The sequence below is a fragment of the Azospirillum melinis genome, from assembly GCF_013340935.1.
In the GTDB taxonomy this organism is placed as follows: domain Bacteria; phylum Pseudomonadota; class Alphaproteobacteria; order Azospirillales; family Azospirillaceae; genus Azospirillum; species Azospirillum melinis.
Map to the genome: position 1 here is coordinate 26,586 of NZ_WHOS01000063.1, position 15,936 is coordinate 42,521.

At 68.0% G+C, this 15,936-nt stretch carries 12 protein-coding genes and 1 pseudogene; 8 read left to right on the top strand and 5 right to left on the bottom strand.

All coding sequences use genetic code 11. From position 1 onward, the window contains the following. Window positions 1-48: 48 nt before the first annotated feature. From GBZ48_RS29820 to GBZ48_RS29840, 5 genes and pseudogenes are all read right to left on the bottom strand, one after another. On the bottom strand, window positions 49-846 hold the full coding sequence (locus GBZ48_RS29820; RefSeq protein WP_174474334.1) for an ABC transporter ATP-binding protein: 798 nt from the start codon (window positions 844-846) through the stop codon (window positions 49-51). Then, window positions 846-2,621: a branched-chain amino acid ABC transporter ATP-binding protein/permease gene (locus GBZ48_RS29825; RefSeq protein WP_174474335.1), complete on the bottom strand. Its 1,776-nt coding sequence runs from the start codon at window positions 2,619-2,621 to the stop codon at window positions 846-848. Before GBZ48_RS29825 ends, GBZ48_RS29820 begins: the two co-directional genes overlap by 1 nt. Next, a complete protein-coding gene (locus tag GBZ48_RS29830) occupies window positions 2,614-3,648 on the bottom strand; it encodes a branched-chain amino acid ABC transporter permease (RefSeq protein WP_174474336.1) in 1,035 nt (344 codons plus the stop codon). The genes GBZ48_RS29825 and GBZ48_RS29830 overlap by 8 nt, the downstream gene beginning before the upstream one ends. A gap of 72 nt (window positions 3,649-3,720) precedes the next feature. Next, window positions 3,721-4,878 (bottom strand): ABC transporter substrate-binding protein, encoded by a 1,158-nt coding sequence (locus GBZ48_RS29835; protein WP_174474337.1) that lies wholly within the window; start codon window positions 4,876-4,878, stop codon window positions 3,721-3,723. A 195-nt stretch (window positions 4,879-5,073) separates the two neighbouring features. Continuing rightward, window positions 5,074-5,352, bottom strand: a pseudogene (locus GBZ48_RS29840) (DDE-type integrase/transposase/recombinase); the annotation flags it as partial. 85 nt (window positions 5,353-5,437) lie between these two features. Between GBZ48_RS29840 and GBZ48_RS29845 the strand changes: the two are divergent. The 8 genes from GBZ48_RS29845 to GBZ48_RS29880 all read left to right on the top strand — a co-directional run bounded on the left by GBZ48_RS29845 (window position 5,438) and on the right by GBZ48_RS29880 (window position 15,907). Beyond that, window positions 5,438-6,451, top strand: a complete 1,014-nt coding sequence (locus GBZ48_RS29845) for an AAA family ATPase (protein WP_174474338.1) — start codon at window positions 5,438-5,440, stop codon at window positions 6,449-6,451. Then, entirely contained in the window at window positions 6,441-7,328 is an 888-nt protein-coding gene (locus tag GBZ48_RS29850; protein ID WP_343049720.1) for a ParB/RepB/Spo0J family partition protein, read from the top strand. Before GBZ48_RS29845 ends, GBZ48_RS29850 begins: the two co-directional genes overlap by 11 nt. 361 nt (window positions 7,329-7,689) lie before the next feature. Continuing rightward, on the top strand, window positions 7,690-10,029 hold the full coding sequence (locus GBZ48_RS29855) for a 4Fe-4S binding protein (protein ID WP_174474339.1): 2,340 nt from the start codon (window positions 7,690-7,692) through the stop codon (window positions 10,027-10,029). Between the two features lie 86 nt (window positions 10,030-10,115). Beyond that, window positions 10,116-12,065, top strand: coding sequence for a TAT-dependent nitrous-oxide reductase (gene nosZ, locus GBZ48_RS29860; RefSeq protein ID WP_174474340.1), 1,950 nt, complete (start codon window positions 10,116-10,118; stop codon window positions 12,063-12,065). A gap of 188 nt (window positions 12,066-12,253) precedes the next feature. Then, a complete protein-coding gene (locus GBZ48_RS29865; RefSeq protein WP_174474341.1) occupies window positions 12,254-13,618 on the top strand; it encodes a nitrous oxide reductase family maturation protein NosD in 1,365 nt (454 codons plus the stop codon). Beyond that, window positions 13,615-14,553 carry an ABC transporter ATP-binding protein gene (locus GBZ48_RS29870; RefSeq protein WP_174474342.1) on the top strand — a complete coding sequence of 313 codons (939 nt, stop codon included), beginning with the start codon at window positions 13,615-13,617 and terminating at the stop codon, window positions 14,551-14,553. Before GBZ48_RS29865 ends, GBZ48_RS29870 begins: the two co-directional genes overlap by 4 nt. Next, the gene (locus tag GBZ48_RS29875) at window positions 14,550-15,374 is read left to right on the top strand and encodes an ABC transporter permease (protein WP_174474343.1); all 825 of its coding nucleotides are present in this window, start codon (window positions 14,550-14,552) and stop codon (window positions 15,372-15,374) included. The genes GBZ48_RS29870 and GBZ48_RS29875 overlap by 4 nt, the downstream gene beginning before the upstream one ends. Further along, complete coding sequence (locus GBZ48_RS29880; RefSeq protein ID WP_174474344.1) at window positions 15,374-15,907, top strand: nitrous oxide reductase accessory protein NosL; 534 nt, start codon at window positions 15,374-15,376, stop codon at window positions 15,905-15,907. Before GBZ48_RS29875 ends, GBZ48_RS29880 begins: the two co-directional genes overlap by 1 nt. Window positions 15,908-15,936 lie beyond the last annotated feature (29 nt).

A 15,936-nucleotide genomic window follows, 5' to 3' on the forward strand; every position in this document is an offset into this window, starting at 1 on the left:
TGGCTTGTCAAGTCCGGTGAACTTTTCCACGCAGCCCGTCACCCCGCGCTAACTCCCGGCAGTCCGCAGCCGGGGATGCGGAGCTGGGGCAGCGTCCTCGTTCGACGGCTCCGGATCGGCCTTGCGGGCGCCGAGGTAGGAGTCGACGACGCGGGGATCGCGGGCCACGGCCTCGGCCGGTCCCTCCAGCATGATGCTGCCCGTCTCCATCACATAGGCGTGGTCGGCGACCGCGAGCGCCGCCCGCGCATTCTGCTCGATCAGCAGGATCGACACCCCGTGATCGCGCAGGCCCGCCACGGCGGCGATGATCTCCTTGGTCACCAGCGGCGCCAGACCCAGGCTGGGTTCGTCGAGCATCAGCAGCTTCGGCTTCGCCATCAGGGCGCGGCCCAGCGCCAGCATCTGCCGCTCGCCGCCGGACAGGGTATTGGCCGTCTGGCGCCTGCGCTCCTTCAGCCGGGGGAACAGGGCGAAGACCTCCTCCAGGCTTTGTCCGGCCGAATAACCGCGGTCTCCCCGGCGGCTGAAGCCGCCGAGCCTCAGATTGTCCTCCACCGGCATGGTGCCGAACAGGTCGCGGCTTTCCGGGACGAGGCAGAGGCCGGCGCGGATGCGTTCCTCTACCGACAGGGCTGCAGTGGGCCAGCGCGGGAAAGCGATGCGCCCGGTGTGCGGCAGCAGCCCCATCAGCGCCGACAGCAAGGTGGTCTTGCCTGCCCCATTGGCGCCGACGACGGTGACGATCTGCCCCTCGCGGATACGAATGGAGAGACCGTGCAGCGCCTCCACCCGGCCGTAGCACACGCGCAAATCCTCGGTCTCGGCAAGAATGTTCGCAGTCATCACTCGGCTCCCAGATAGGCCAGCTGCACGTCGGCGTTGGCCTGGACGTCGCGCGGCGCCCCCTCGGCCAGCTTCTGGCCGTAATGCATGACGACCAGCCGGTCGGTGATCCCCAGGATGAAGTCCATGTCGTGCTCGACCAGCAGCACCGCGACCCCTTCGTCGCGCAGCCGCAGCAGCAGCCCGGCCAGCGCCTGCTTCTCCTTGTAGCGCAGGCCGGCCGCCGGCTCGTCGAGCAGGAGGACCACCGGATCGACCGCCAGTGCGCGGGCGATCTCCAGCACGCGCTGTTGGCCGAGCGGCAGGTTGGCCGCCAGCTCGTCGCGCTGCGCCCACAGTCCGACCCGCTCCAGCTGATGCGCCGCCTCGGCGAGCAGACGGGCCTCCTCCGCCCGGTCCAGCCTCAGGACGGAGCGGACCAGCCCGCTGCGCCCGCGCAGATGAGCGCCCAGCGCCGCGTTCTCCAGCACCGTCATCGACGGCACCAGCTTGACGTGCTGAAAGGTCCGCGCAATGCCGCAGGATGCTATGGCCCGGCTGCGCAACCGGTCGATGCGGCGGCCGAGGAAGCGGATCTCGCCGGCGCTGGCGTTCAGCACGCCGCTGATCAGGTTGAACATGGTGCTCTTGCCCGCCCCGTTGGGGCCGAGCAGACCGAGGATGCCACCGGCCTCCACCTGAAAGGACAGCCGGTTGACCGCCACCAGACCGCCGAAATTCTTCTGCACCCCGTCGATGCTCAGCACCGGCTCGCCGCGCGCCGGGAGGGTGCGGATGCTGGGCATCGCCATCGGCGCCACAGCGGAGGCCGGACGGCGGACGCCCAGCCGCTCGACCAGCCAGGGCCATAGCCCCTGCCTGGCCCGCTGCAGCACCAGCAGCATCAGGATACCGAACGCCACGATCTCGAAATTGCCGGTCTGGCCGAGCAGGGCGGGCAGCGTGTCCTCCAGCACCTGGCGCAGCAGGGTGACGACGACGGCGCCGACGATGGCGCCCCAGACGCTGGATGCGCCGCCGATCACCGCCATGAACAGGTACTCGATGCCCATATGGATGCCGAAAGGCGTCGGATTGACGAAGCGCTGATCGTGGGCATAGAGCCAGCCGGCCAGGGCGGCCAGCATTGCGGCCAGCGTGAACACGGCGATCTTCAACCGCGCCGGATCGGCCCCGACGCTCTCGGCCAGCGCCCCGCCATGGCGGATCGAACGGATCGCCCGGCCGATCCGCGAGTCCAGCAGGTTCAGAACCCCCCAGAAGCTGGCGGCGGCACACAGGAGGATGACGTAGTACATCGGTACCTCGCCCCGGAGGTCGAAGCCCGCCAGGGTCAGGGGCGGAATGCCGGACAGCCCGTTGAAGCCGCCGAACCAGGGCAGATTCCCGACCAGATAGAAGAGGCTTATCCCCCAGGCGAGCGACGCGATGGCCAGGAAATGGCCGCTCATCCGCAAGGTCACCGCTCCGATCGCCGCCGCCGACGCTCCGGTCAGGAGCAGGGCGATGGGAAGCGTGAGCCAGGGGGAAAGCTGCCACCCGGTCGTCAGATAGGCGGTCGTGTAAGCGCCCATCCCGACGAAGGCGGCCTGCCCGAAGGAAACCAGCCCGGTCACGCCGGTCAGCAGGGTCAGGCCCAGCGTCACCAGCGAGGCGATCATGATGTAGCCGAGCAGCGCCACGTGATAGGGACCGAGCACCAGGGGAAGCAGCAGGGCGGCGGCAAGCCAGGGAAGCGGCCCTTTCAGGTGCCGGGCATGGGGGCGGTCATTCATGGTCGTCATCCACCGTGAGATGGGCATAGGAGCGCCAGAGCAGGATCGGGACGATCAGGGTGAAGACGATGACCTCCTTGTAGGCGCTGGCCCAGAAGGAGGAGAATGCCTCCAGCAGCCCCACCGCCAGCGCTCCCAGTGCGGCCGCCGGGTAGGCGGCAAGCCCGCCGATGATCGCCCCGACGAAGCCCTTGAGACCGAGGATGAAGCCGGAATCGTAGTAGATCGTGGTGACCGGCCCGATCAGGATGCCCGACAACGCCCCAATGGCGGCGGCCAGCGCGAAGGTGACCTGTCCGGCATAATCGGGACTGATGCCCACGAGCTGCGCGCCCCGCCGGTTGACCGCGGTCGCCCGCAAGGCCTTGCCCAGCAGCGTGAAGCCGAAGAAGGCGAAGAGCACGAGGTTGAGCGCCAGGCTGGCGGCGACGATCATCAGCGTCTGGAACGCCACCGGCATCGCCAGGATTTCGGTCGAGCCGTCCAGGATCGCCGCCGTGCGCACCCCTTCCGGCCCGAACAGGTAGAGCCCGCTGCCGACCAGAACGAAATGCAATGCGATGGCGGCGATCAGAAGGTAGAGCGGGCTGGCCATCGCCATCGGCTGGAACGCGACCCGGTAGAGGATGGGGCCCAGCGTCGTGACCATGGCGCAGGTCAGGAGCACCTGGGCCGCCCATGGCAGGGCGTTTCCGGCCAGCGCCGCTGCGGAAAGCGCGGCAGGCAGGGCGAGGAAGCTGAAGGCGGCCACCGCCAGCCCGCGGCGGGTCCGGCGGCGCCATGCGCCGTACAGCTCCATTGCGAAGGCAATTCCGCCGGCGATCAGCAGGATCCAGGCGAGGCCCGGCCGTTGCCTCTGCTCGAAACCAGCCAGCGTCAGCGCGGCGAAGGAGACGAACTCTCCCTGCGGCACCAGGACGATCCGCGTGACGGTGAACACCATCACCAGACAGACCGCCAGCAGCACATAGACGGCCCCGGTGGCCAGACCGTCCTGAACGAGAAAACCGAAGATCGACAGGTCCATGATCCGGCCTCTCCCAGAGTTGCCTGGAGTGTTGCCTGAAGTGTTGCCTGGACAGGTGCCGGCGGGACCGGCTTACCGGACCAGCCGCCAGGTGCCGCTCTCGATGCGGACCATCACCCTGCTGCGCTCGTCGAGACCGAGATGGTCGGTCGGGGACATGGTGTAGACACCGTTGGTCGCGACCACGTCCTTCACCTCCTCGATGGAATCGCGCAGCGCCTTGCGGAACTCCGGCGTACCGGGCCTGGCGGTTTTCAAAGCGTTGGGAACCGCGGCCTTCAGGATCAGCGCGGCATCCCACAGATAGGCCGCGAAGGTCGAGCGCATGCCGGCGTTGGGCAGCGCCTCGTACAGGCGGACGAATTCCAGCGCCGGCGCCTTGGCCGGGTGGCCGTCGGGCAGCTGCTCCGCGACCAGAACCGGACCGGCGGGCAGGAGCGTGCCTTCCACATTCTTGCCGCCGACGCGCAGGAAGTCGTTATTGGCGATGCCATGCGTCTGATAGACCGGCTTCTTGAAGCCGCGCTCGGCCAGCGTCGCCTGCGGCAGGACGGCCGGCGTGCCCGATGCGGCGACGAACACAGCGTCGGGATTGGCGCCGATCAATCGCAGGATCTGACCGGTGACGCTGGTGTCGGTCCGCTGGAAGCGTTCCGAGGCAACGATCTTGATGCCGTTGCGTTCGGCGAGCGCGCCAAGCGACTTTGCCCAGCCTTCGCCGTAGGCATCGTTGAAGCTGATGAAGCCGACGGAACGCACCCCATGCGAGGCCATGTGCTGGACGATCGCCTGGGCCATCTGCCCGTCGCTCTGCGGTGTCTTGAAAGCCCAGCGCCGCTTTTCATCGACAGGTTCCACGATCGCACCGGAACCGGCGAGGCTCAGCATCGGCGTGCCGGTTTCGGAGAGCTGGTCGAGCAGGGCCAGCGAGTTCGGCGTCAGGCTCGGCCCGACGATGATGTCGACCTTGTCCTCGCCGATCAGTTTCCTCGCATGCTTGACCGCGGTGGTGGTGTCCGATGCGTCGTCCAGCAGAATCCAGTTGACCTTCTCGCCGCCGAATTCTTTCGGCAGGATTTGTACGGTGCGCTGCTGTGTCACGCCGACCGACGCCGCCGGTCCTGTGGCGGAAACGATCACGCCAACCGTGAGATCGGCCTTGGCCGGGAAGCCCGACAACAACGCCGAGCCTATCGCCAAAGCGATAAGCGTCTTCCTCTGGAGCTGCATCCAGCCGTCTCCTTCCCTGATTTGCGCGTTTTTCGCGTTGCCGCGGCGTCATGCGCCGTCTGGGCATTGGCGCCCTTGCATCAAGGCTATTATAGTCCGTCCGGTCGGTCAATAGTTGGTTGCCGACACTGTCTGGCGATTGTCCGGTTGTGCGGGCTCCGCTCACCGTTTCAAGCTTCGAGCGGGCCATGCGGCGGCCAAGGCCGGCCCATACGTCGGCGCCCTGTCGGTGTCGATGACCGTCGGCGTCTCCCACTCCTTCAAGCCGTTCAGCGCCTTGGACAGGAAGCGCCTGCCGACGGTGTTTTGCGAAGGAGAGAGGCAGAAGTCGATGGTGTTGCCATGCTTGTCGACAGCCCGGTACAGGTAGGCCCACGTGCCGCCCACCTTGACGTAGGTCTCGTCAACTCGCCAGCTGGCCGACCGCGGACAGCGCCACTGCCAGCGAAGCCGCTTCCCGATCTCCGGCGCATACTGCACGGCGATATGGCATGCCTTTCCTTGACCATTGTAGCGTCTACCCCTACCCTCCGGCCCGGTTCATGCTGGGGAGGGGACGGTGAAGGGCGACGAGTTGCGGACCCATCGGGAAGCGAAAGGACTGTCGCAGTCCGAGTTCGCCGTCTGGCTGAACGAACGGCTGCAACGCCGCTACGACAAGCAGAAGATCAGCCGCTGGGAAAATGACGCGGAGCGCATCCCGACGGCGGTCGATGCACTGATGACGCGCGAAATCAACGGGCCGGAGCCGGAAAGGCTGGGCGGCCCGGCGCTGGTCGTCGTCGTGGCGAACCAGAAGGGCGGCTGCGCCAAAACGGTGTCGGCGGTGAACATCGCCTCGGCTCTGGCGATCAAGGGCTATGCCACCATGCTGATCGACTGCGATCCGCAGGCCAACGCCACCCAGCATCTCGGCATCGACTCCTACACCATGGAGACGGAGGGCAAGACCCTCTATTACGTCATGCATGGCGATCTGGAGCTGGACGACATCCTGGTCACCGTGCCGGAAAGCGGCCTGCGCGTCGCCCCCTCCTCCATCCGCCTCGCCGAGACCGAGGTGGAGCTGGGCAAGGAGGCCGGCGGCGACTTCATCATGAAGGAGAAGATCGCCGCGGCGAAGCGCAGCTTCGACTTCATCGTCATCGACACGCCCCCCAACATCGGCGAGCTGACCAAGAACGCCATGGTCGCCGCCCACACTGCGGTCATCCCCTGCCAGACCGAGAAGTTCAGCCTGCTCGGCATGGCCTTCCTCTTGGAGAACGTCACCAAGATCCGCCGCCGGATGAACACCGGCCTGTCGGTGCTCGGCATCGTGCCGACCATCTTCAAGCAGCGCGAACGCAACGACCGCGAGGTTCTGGAGCAGATCCACGAAGAATACGGCCCGCATCTGCGGGTTTTCGATCCGGTGCCGAAGGCGTCGGTCTATGCCCAGGCGACCTCGGTCGGCCGTGCGGCGGTGGAAGCGATGCCGGACGTGGCCGGCGCCGCCGTCTACCGCGATGTCGCATCCGCCCTGGCCGAGGAACGCACCGCCCGCATCAAGGAGGTCGACCGTGTCGCGTAGTCTTCTCGGCAAGGCAACCAAGCCGGCGCAGAGCGCCACCGCAGCCGCCAGGATGAAGGACGCGCTGTTCGGCCTCAGCCGCCATGCGCCGCATCTGGTGGAGGTGCCGGTCGACCGCATCGCCCCCAACCCGAACCAGCCGCGCCGCGAGTTCGACGAGGAGGAACTGCGCGGCTTGGCATCCTCCATCGAGCGTCACGGGCTGCAACAGCCCATCGGCGTGCGCCAGACCGCCGACGACCGGTGGCAGCTGGTCTATGGCGAGCGGCGGCTGCGGGCGATGCGGATGCTGGGGCGGGAGACCATCTTCGGCATCCTGTTCACCGGCGACGACGACGAGGAGATCGCCATCGTCGAGAACCTCCAGCGCAGCGACCTGAACCCGCTGGAGGAATCCGACGCGCTGGCCCGGCTGGCCGAACGGCACGGCTATTCCCACCGCCAGCTCGCCGAGGCGCTGGGCCGCAAGAAGACCTACGTCACCATGATGCTGTCCTTCCAGCGCCTGGCCCCGGCGATCCGCGAGGACTATCCCCTGCTGCGCCCGACCAAGGCGAGGCTGGAGGCGCTCGCCGCCATCGACGACCGGGACGAGCAGCTCCGCGCCTGGGAGAAGCTGAAGCGCGCCGAGATGGGCCCCCTGCCCTCCTCCCCGGCGGCACCCGCCGCCGCTCCGTCCAGGCGCGAGCCGGTCAGCGCGCCCGCCGGCATCGCCTCCAGCGCCCTGCCCGCCCGGACTGCCAAGCCGGTGTTCCAGGCCCGCGACGTGCTGCGGGAACTCCAGGCCAAGCCGCAGTCGCTGTCCGACACCGACCGTCAGGCGCTGGCGGACATGCGCAGCGCCATCGACGCGATCCTGGCCGCGACCGGACAGTAAGACCGGTCGGAATCCGACCACCCATTTCGCAGTGGTCGGATTCCGACCGGGACTGAACTCTCCAAAAATGCCCTCTCCCGGGACGGGAGAGGGAATATCACCGCCCCTCGCCGCCCCCATCCGCCAGCCAATGGCCACTCGGCTTCTGCGGGGTGTCGGACACTTCGCTCCAGCCTGGGGCACGCCGTGACTGTCGGGCAGGCGGTGTCCCCCCTTCCCCCAATGGTTGTTGATCTGGCGCAATTCGCACAAGCCCCCCCGGCCCGCTTGACCGCGGTCAAGAACTCCCCCGCCGCCAGGGGCTTTCATGCCCTCCGAGACACCAATGCAGACGCCGCCGCAAGGTGGCGAAAGCCGGAGGATGGCCGTCGTGAGGTTCAGGCGCGTACAATTTTGGTTGGGATCGGCGCTCGTCGCCCTCCTGCTGCTGCTGACCGGGATCGCCCCAGACATCGCCACGGCTGAGGCCGCCGACAGCGGCCGGCTGCTGCCCTATCTGGCGAAGCTGCACCCCTCCGACCTCGTCCCCGGCGCCGACCGCTTCGGCCAGCCCACCCCGAACACCCCCACCGTCCCCGTCTACAAGGGCGATGCGGTGGTGGGCCATGCCTATCTGACCTCCGACTTCGTCAACACCACCGGCTATTCCGGCCGCCCCATCGACGTGGTCGTCGGGCTGACGGCGGACGGCACGGTGACCGGCGCCCGGCTGATGGACCATCACGAACCCATCGTGCTGATCGGCATCCCGCCGGCCCGCATCAATGGCTTCATCGACGGCTATGTCGGCAAGAACGTGCTGACGCTCGCCACCCAGAGCGCCGCCAGCCCGCCGGTCGACATCGTGTCGGGCGCCACGGTGACGGTGATGGTGATCGGCGATTCCATCATCCGCTCCGGCAAGAAGATGATGCAGAGCCTTGGGCAGAATGGAGCGGGGAAGGCCGAGCCGGACAGCGCACCGACAATCGTCAAATCCGTCGACCTGTCGAAGACGGCGGTGGAGGACTGGACGACCCTGATCGGCGACGGTTCGGTCCGCCGCCTGACCCTGACGGTGGGGGAGGTGAACGCCGCCTTCGAGAGGACCGGCCGGGCGGAGGCCATCGCCCGCGCCGAGGCCGGCAGCCCCGACGAAACCTTCATCGACCTCTACGCCGCCTTGGTGTCGATCCCGTCCATCGGCCGCTCGCTGCTGGGCGATGCCGAGTACGGGACGCTGACCGGGCGTCTGAAGCCCGGCCAGCAGGCGGTGTGGGTGGCGGGGCAGGGGCGCTATTCCTTCAAGGGCTCGGGCTATGTCCGCGGCGGCATCTTCGACCGGGTCGAAATGATCCAGCATGAGGGCTCGATCCGCTTCCGCGACAAGATGCACAAGCGCCTGGGCAGCGTCGCCGCCGCCGGTGCCCCCGATTTCCCGGAAATCGGCCTGTTCGTCCTGCCGGAAGGCACCGAGTTCAACCCGGCCGAGCCCTGGCGCCTCCAGCTTCTGGTCCAGCGCGCCATCGCAGCACTCGACAAGGTGTTCGTCACCTTCGACCTCGGCTACCAGCCGCCCGACAAATACCTGAAGACCGAACAGCCGGCCCGGGCCCCAACCGCTGCCGCCGCCCCGTCTCCCGACCCGTCCGCCAGCCACAGCGCCGCCATCCAGGCCGCCGGTGCCGAGGCCGCGGAGGAGGCCGCCGAAGTCCCGCTGTGGCAGCGCATCTGGCAGAACCGGCAGCTCGACATCGCGGTGCTGACCTCCGCCATCCTGCTGCTGACCGGCATCTTCTTCTTCCAGGACCAGCTGACCAAACGCCCGAAGCTGTACGAGCGCGTGCGCACCGCCTATCTGGTCTTCACCCTGGTCTGGCTCGGCTGGTACGCCACGGCCCAGCTGTCGGTGGTCAATGTCCTGACCTTCGCCAACGCGCTGCGCACCGATTTCCGCTGGGACTATTTCATGATGGACCCGCTGGTGTTCATCCTGTGGTTCTCGGTGGCGGCGTCGCTGCTGTTCTGGGGACGGGGCGCCTTCTGCGGCTGGCTCTGCCCGTTCGGCGCGCTCCAGGAACTGGCGTCGAAGGCTGCGAAGCGCATCGGCATCCGCCAGATCACCGTGCCCTTCGCCCTGCACCAGCGGCTGTGGCCGATCAAATACATCGTCTTCCTGCTGCTGTTCGGCGTGTCGCTGCAATCGCTGGGCACGGCGGAGAAGGCGGCGGAGATCGAGCCGTTCAAGACCGCCATCATCCTGCATTTCATCCGCGACTGGTGGTTCGTCGCCTTCGCCGTGGCGCTGCTGGCAGCCGGGCTGGTGATCGAACGCTTCTTCTGCCGCTATCTCTGCCCGCTGGGCGCGGCGCTGGCGATCCCCGGCCGGCTGCGGATGTTCGACTGGCTGCGCCGCTACAAGGAATGCGGCAGCCCGTGCCAGCGCTGCGGCAACGAATGCCCGGTGCAGGCCATCCACCCCGACGGCTCGATCAACCCCAACGAATGCATCCAGTGCCTGCACTGCCAGATGCTCTACCACCACGACCACAAATGCCCGGTCATGATCCAGAAGCGGCAGAAGCGCGAGAAGTGGCAGGCCGCCGAGGCGAAGCTGGCCGCCGAAAAAGAGGCCGCCGCCCGCAGCGCCACGGCCCGCAGCACGGCGGCCACCGCCGACCCGGCCACCGGCCGGCTGACGATCCGGCCGCACGGATCCTGAGCCACACACCCTCACCCCGATAACGGGACCCGGTCGCAACGGGCCCCATGACACCCCGCAAGGCGGGGGCAGCGAAGGAGCAGACCATGTCGAGCGAGACCAACAACAGCGCAGGCGTCAACCGCCGCGCGCTACTGGGCGGAACGGCGAAGGCGGCGGCGCTCGCCGGCCTCGGCGGTGCCGTGGGCGGGGCGACCGCCGGCGGCATCGCGGGCAGCGCCCTGTTCGGCGCCACCGAAGCGATGGCCGCCAACGCCCAGGCCGGCCACCTCAACGCCGACGTGAAGCCGGGCGACCTCGACGAATATTACGCCTTCCATTCCGGTGGGCATTCCGGCGAAGTCCGCATCCTCGGCCTGCCGTCGATGCGCGAACTGATGCGGATTCCGGTCTTCAACCGCTGCTCCGCCACCGGCTGGGGCATGACCAACGAGAGCCGGAAGATCCTGACCGAGCATATGCTGCCGGAAACGAAGAAGTTTCTGGAGACGCGCGGCGGCATCTATCTGAACGGCGACGCCCACCACCCGCACATGTCCTTCACCGACGGCACCTACGATGGCCGTTACATCTTCATCAACGACAAGGCCAACACCCGTGTCGCACGCATCCGCTGCGACATCATGAAGACCGACACCATCATCGAGATCCCCAACGCCGCCGCCATCCACGGTCTGCGCCCGCAGCGGTTCCCTCGCACCGGCTATGTCTTCGCCAACGGCGAACAGCGCGTGCCGACCCCGAACGACGGCCGCGACCTGACCGCCACCAAGGCCTACAAATCGCACTTCACCGCCATCGACGGCGACACGATGAAGATCGCGTGGCAGGTCTGGGTCGACGGCAACCTCGACAACACCGACGCCGACTATCAAGGCAAATACGCCTTCTCCACCTGCTACGATTCCGAAGAGGGCGTCACCGCGGCGGAGATGACCAGCGGCGAGCAGGACTGGGTCGTCGTCTTCAACCTGAAGCGCATCGACGAGGCGGTGAAGGCCGGCAAGATCCAGGCGGTGAACGGCGTGCCGGTGGTCGACGGCCGCCACGGCAGCCCCTACACCCGCTACATCCCGGTGCCGGCCAACCCGCACGGCATCAACGCCGCCCCCGACGGCATCCACGTCACCGTCAACGGCAAGCTGTCGCCGACCGTCACCGTCTTCGACGTGCGGCTGCTGGACGATCTGTTCGACGACAAGATCAAGCCGCGCGACGTGGTGGTCGCCGAACCGCAGCTCGGCCTCGGCCCGCTCCACACCGCCTATGACGGCCGCGGCAACGCCTACACCACCCTGTTCCTCGACAGCCAGCTGGTGAAGTGGAACATCGACAAGGCCCGTCGCGCCTTCAAGGGCGAGAAGGTCGATCCGATCGTCCAGAAGCTGGACGTCCAGTACCAGCCCGGCCACAACCACAGCTCGATGGGCGAGACCAAGGAGGCCGACGGCAAGTGGCTGGTGTCGCTGAACAAGTTCTCCAAGGACCGCTTCCTCAACGTCGGCCCGCTGAAGCCGGAGAACGACCAGCTGATCGACATCTCCGGCGACGAGATGAAGCTGGTGCATGACGGCCCCACCTTCGCCGAGCCCCACGACACGCTGATCGTCCACCGCTCCAAGGTGAACCCGCGCTCGGTCTACGACCGCAACGACCCGCTGTGGGAAGAGGCGCGCCAGCAGGCCAAGAAGGACGGCGTGGTGCTGGAGGACGACGCCAAGGTCATCCGCGACGGCAAGAAGGTCCGCGTCTACATGTGGCAGCGCGCCCCGGCCTTCGGGCTGGAGGACTTCACGGTGAAGCAGGGCGACGAGGTCACCGTCTATGTCACCAACATGGACGACATCGACGACCTGACCCACGGCTTCAGCATCACCAACTACGGCGTCTGCATGGAGGTCGGCCCGCAGGCGACCGCGTCGGTCACCTTCACCGCCGACCGGGCCGGTGTCTACTGGTACTACTGCCAGTGGTTCTGCCACGCCCTGCACATGGAGATGGCCGGCCGCATGATCGTCGAGCCGTCCTCCACCTGATCGACCTGACACTCCCTCTCCCGCCCCGGGAGAGGGAAGGGGCCCATGCGGAGCATGGGAAGGGTGAGGGGTAGTGCAAGGAACCATACGCCTTCGGTTCCTTGGATCACCCCTCACCCTCCCGCCTTCGGCGGGTCCCTCCCTCTCCCGGGACGGGAGAGGGGATCTCCCCCACCAATGGACGACCCATGTTCCTCCGCACCGCGACACTCCTCGCCGCCGCCCTGGCCCTGCCGGCCGCCCCGGCGCTCGCCGCCACGGCGACGGTCGCCCCCGGCGGGCTGGAGGCGGCGCTGGCGTCCGCGGCGCCCGGAGACACGCTGGTGCTGTCCGCCGGCGTCCATCCCGGCCCGCTGACCGTCCGCACCCCGGTCACCCTGACCGGCGAACCGGGCGCCGTCATCGACGGGCAGGGCAGCGGCAGCACGCTCACCATCCTCGCGCCGAACGTCACGCTGCGGCATCTGGAAATCCGCAATTCCGGCCTCAGCCTGATCGACCAGAATGCCGGTATCTTCCTCGGCAAGGAGGCCCGCGGCGCGGTGGTCGAGGACAACAGCCTGCGCGACAACCTGATCGGCGTCTACATCTGGGGCGCCGCCGACAGCCTGGTCCGCCGCAACGACATCGTCGGCCGCACCGACCTGCGCGTGTCGGAACGCGGCAACGGCATCCAGCTGTGGAACGCGCCGGGCACCCGCATCCTCGACAACAGCGTGCGCGAGGGGCGCGACGGGCTGTTCACCACCTCGTCCCGCAGAAACGTCTTCTCCGGCAACCGGTTCGAGCATGTCCGGTTCGCCGTCCATTACATGTACACCAACGATTCCGAGCTGACCGACAACGTCTCCGTCGCCAACAACGTCGGCTATGCGGTGATGTTCTCCAACAACCTGCTGATCCGCAACAACCGCTCCAGGGCGGACCGCGAACACGGGCTGATGCTGAACAACGCCAACAGCGCGCGCATCGAAGGCAACGTGATCGAAGGCCGCTTCGCCGGTGCGCTGTCCGACGCCGGCGAGGCGCTGCCCGACAGCGACATCCCGCGCGACAGCGAGGCGATGAGCGACCGGCTGCGCAGCGGCACCTGGAAATGCGTCTTCATCTACAACGCCAACAAGAACCGCTTCACCGGCAACCGCTTCGACGGCTGCGAGATCGGCGTCCACTTCACCGCCGGATCGGAACGCAACAGCCTGACCGGCAACGCCTTCATCGGCAACCGCACCCAGGTGAAGTATGTCGGCACCCGCTATCTCGACTGGTCGGAGAATGGGCGCGGCAACTACTGGTCGGACAATGCCGCCTTCGACCTGAACGGCGACGGCATCTCCGACGAGCCCTATCGCCCCAACGACGTGGTCGACCGGGTGATGTGGGAGTACCCGGCGGCCAAGCTGCTGATGAACAGCCCCGGCGTCCAGGTGATCCGCTGGGCACAGAAGCAGTTCCCGGCCCTGCACCCCGGCGGCGTGATCGACAGCGCGCCCCTGATGACGCCTCCCCCCATGCCGAGCCTGCTCCAGACTGCCGAAAGGAAACAGCCATGACCAACTTCACCGCACAGGTGCAGGGCGTCACCAAGCGCTACGGCGAGACCGAGGCGGTGCGCGGCGTGGACCTGACGCTGGCGCCCGGCGAATGCGTGGCGATGGTCGGCCACAACGGCGCCGGCAAAAGCTCCCTCATCAAGCTGATGCTCGGCCTGACCACCCCGACGGCAGGTAGCATCCGCGTGCTGGGCGGCGACCCGGCCAGCGCCGCCTGCTCCCCCATTCGCCGCCGGATCGGCTTCCTGCCGGAGAATGTCGCCTTCCACCCCAGCATGACCGGGCGGGAGACGCTGGACTTCTACGCCCGGCTGAAGGGCGCGCCCTGCCGCGACAACGACGCGCTGTTCGAGAAGGTCGGGCTTGAGCCCGCCGCCATCAGGCGCCGCGTCTCGACATATTCCAAGGGCATGCGCCAGCGTCTGGCGCTGGCCCAGGCCCTGCTCGGCGGCCCGAAGCTGCTGTTCCTCGACGAGCCGACCACCGGCCTCGACCCGGCCCTGCGCCAGAGCTTCTACGCCATCGTCGCCGAGTTGCGCGACCGCGGCACCACCGTCCTGCTGTGCAGCCACGCCCTGACCGAGCTGGAAGGGCAGGCCGACCGCGTCGTCGTGATGAACCGCGGCCACAAGGTCGCCGACGGCTCGCTCGCCACCCTGCGCAGCCTCGCCCAACTGCCGGTCCGCATCCGCCTGACCCTGCCGACCGGCGAGATCGACGCACTGGCGAGCAGGGTAGGGGAGGGCGCCGCCCTGACCCGGCTGGCCGGCGGGGTGGTGGAACTGGCCTGCGCCAACGACGACAAGGTCGCCCTGGTCCGCCGCATCACCTGCAACGGCCCCACCGCTCCCATCGCCGTCGATGACATTGAGATCCTCCAGCCCAGCCTGGACGAGATGTACGCCCACTTCCTGCGCCGGGAGGCCGCCGAATGAACACGCTCCTGATCGTCGCCGGCAAGGAACTGCGCGAGGCGACGCGCAACCGCTGGGTCGTCGCCACCACCCTGCTGATGGCGGCGCTGGCCCTGACGCTCAGCTTCCTCGGCTCCGTCCCCACCGGCACGGTCGGCGTCGGCCCGGTGGAGGTCACCATCGTCAGCCTGTCGAGCCTGACCATCTTCCTGCTGCCCCTGATAGCATTGCTGCTGTCCTTCGACGCCGTGGTGGGGGAGATCGACCGCGGCACCATGACGCTGCTGCTGTCCTACCCGGTGGCGCGCTGGCAGCTCCTGCTCGGCAAGTTCCTCGGCCATGCCGCGGTGATCGCGCTGGCGACGGTGGTCGGCTACGGCGCCGCCGGGGTGGCGCTCGCCATGGGCAATACCGCCATCGGCCCGGAGAGTTGGCGCGCCTTCGCCGCGATGATCGGGTCCAGCGTGATGCTGGGCGCCGCCTTCACCGCACTCGGCTATCTCGCCTCCACCATCGTCCGCGACCGCGGCACGGCGGCCGGCATCGCGGTGGCGGTGTGGCTGGGATTCGTCCTGCTCTACGACATGGCCCTGCTCGGCATCCTCGCCAGCGGCAGCGGCCTGGGGGTGGAGACGCTGAACTGGCTGCTGCTCGCCAACCCGGCCGACGCCTACCGCCTGTTCAACCTGACCGGCTTCAAGGGCGTCAGCGCCTTCGCCGGCACCGCCGGCCTCGCCGCCCATGTCCAGCTTTCGGTCCCGCTGCTGCTGGCGGTGATGGCCGGCTGGATCGCCGCCCCGCTGGCGCTGGCCGCCGCCCTCTTTTCGAGGAAGCAGATCTGATGCGCACCCTCCGGACCCTCCTTCTCGCCGCCGCCCTCCTGGCACCGCTCGCCGCCTGCAAGCAGGAAAAGGCGGAGGTCGCCCCGCCGCCGCCGGCCACCCTGACCGCCGACGCCATCGGCCATTACTGCGGCATGAACCTCGCCGACCATGCCGGCCCCAAGGGCCAGATCCTGGTGAAGGGGCAGGAGCGGCCGATCTGGCTGTCCTCCGTCCGCGACACCTTCGCCTTCACCATGCTGCCGGAGGAGCCGAAGGAGATCGGCGCCATCTATGTCACCGACATCGCCAAGGCCAAGGACCCCGCCGCCCCCGACATGACGGCCTGGGTGGAGGCGCGCAAGGCGTGGTACGTGCTGGGCAGCCGCTTGCGCGGCGGCATGGGCGAGGCGGAGCCCTATCCCTTCTCCGACAAGGCGGCGGCAGAGCGCTTCGCCGCAGCCAACGGCGGCACAATCCTGCGCTTCGCCGACGTGCATGAGGACCGGATCCTCACCCCGCCCGCCGCCACCATGGCCGAGGGAGAGCATTGATGGAAACCGCTCTCACCCGCCCCTTCACC

Coding starts and splice junctions, on each gene's coding strand:
- GBZ48_RS29830 (WP_174474336.1), bottom strand. CDS start 3,648: ATGGACCTGTCGATCTTCGGTTTTCTCGTTCAGGACGGTCTGGCCACC.
- GBZ48_RS29875 (WP_174474343.1), top strand. CDS start 14,550: ATGAACACGCTCCTGATCGTCGCCGGCAAGGAACTGCGCGAGGCGACG.
- GBZ48_RS29870 (WP_174474342.1), top strand. CDS start 13,615: ATGACCAACTTCACCGCACAGGTGCAGGGCGTCACCAAGCGCTACGGC.
- nosZ (WP_174474340.1), top strand. CDS start 10,116: ATGTCGAGCGAGACCAACAACAGCGCAGGCGTCAACCGCCGCGCGCTA.
- GBZ48_RS29825 (WP_174474335.1), bottom strand. CDS start 2,621: ATGAATGACCGCCCCCATGCCCGGCACCTGAAAGGGCCGCTTCCCTGG.
- GBZ48_RS29820 (WP_174474334.1), bottom strand. CDS start 846: ATGACTGCGAACATTCTTGCCGAGACCGAGGATTTGCGCGTGTGCTAC.
- GBZ48_RS29865 (WP_174474341.1), top strand. CDS start 12,254: ATGTTCCTCCGCACCGCGACACTCCTCGCCGCCGCCCTGGCCCTGCCG.
- GBZ48_RS29855 (WP_174474339.1), top strand. CDS start 7,690: ATGGCCGTCGTGAGGTTCAGGCGCGTACAATTTTGGTTGGGATCGGCG.
- GBZ48_RS29835 (WP_174474337.1), bottom strand. CDS start 4,878: ATGCAGCTCCAGAGGAAGACGCTTATCGCTTTGGCGATAGGCTCGGCG.
- GBZ48_RS29880 (WP_174474344.1), top strand. CDS start 15,374: ATGCGCACCCTCCGGACCCTCCTTCTCGCCGCCGCCCTCCTGGCACCG.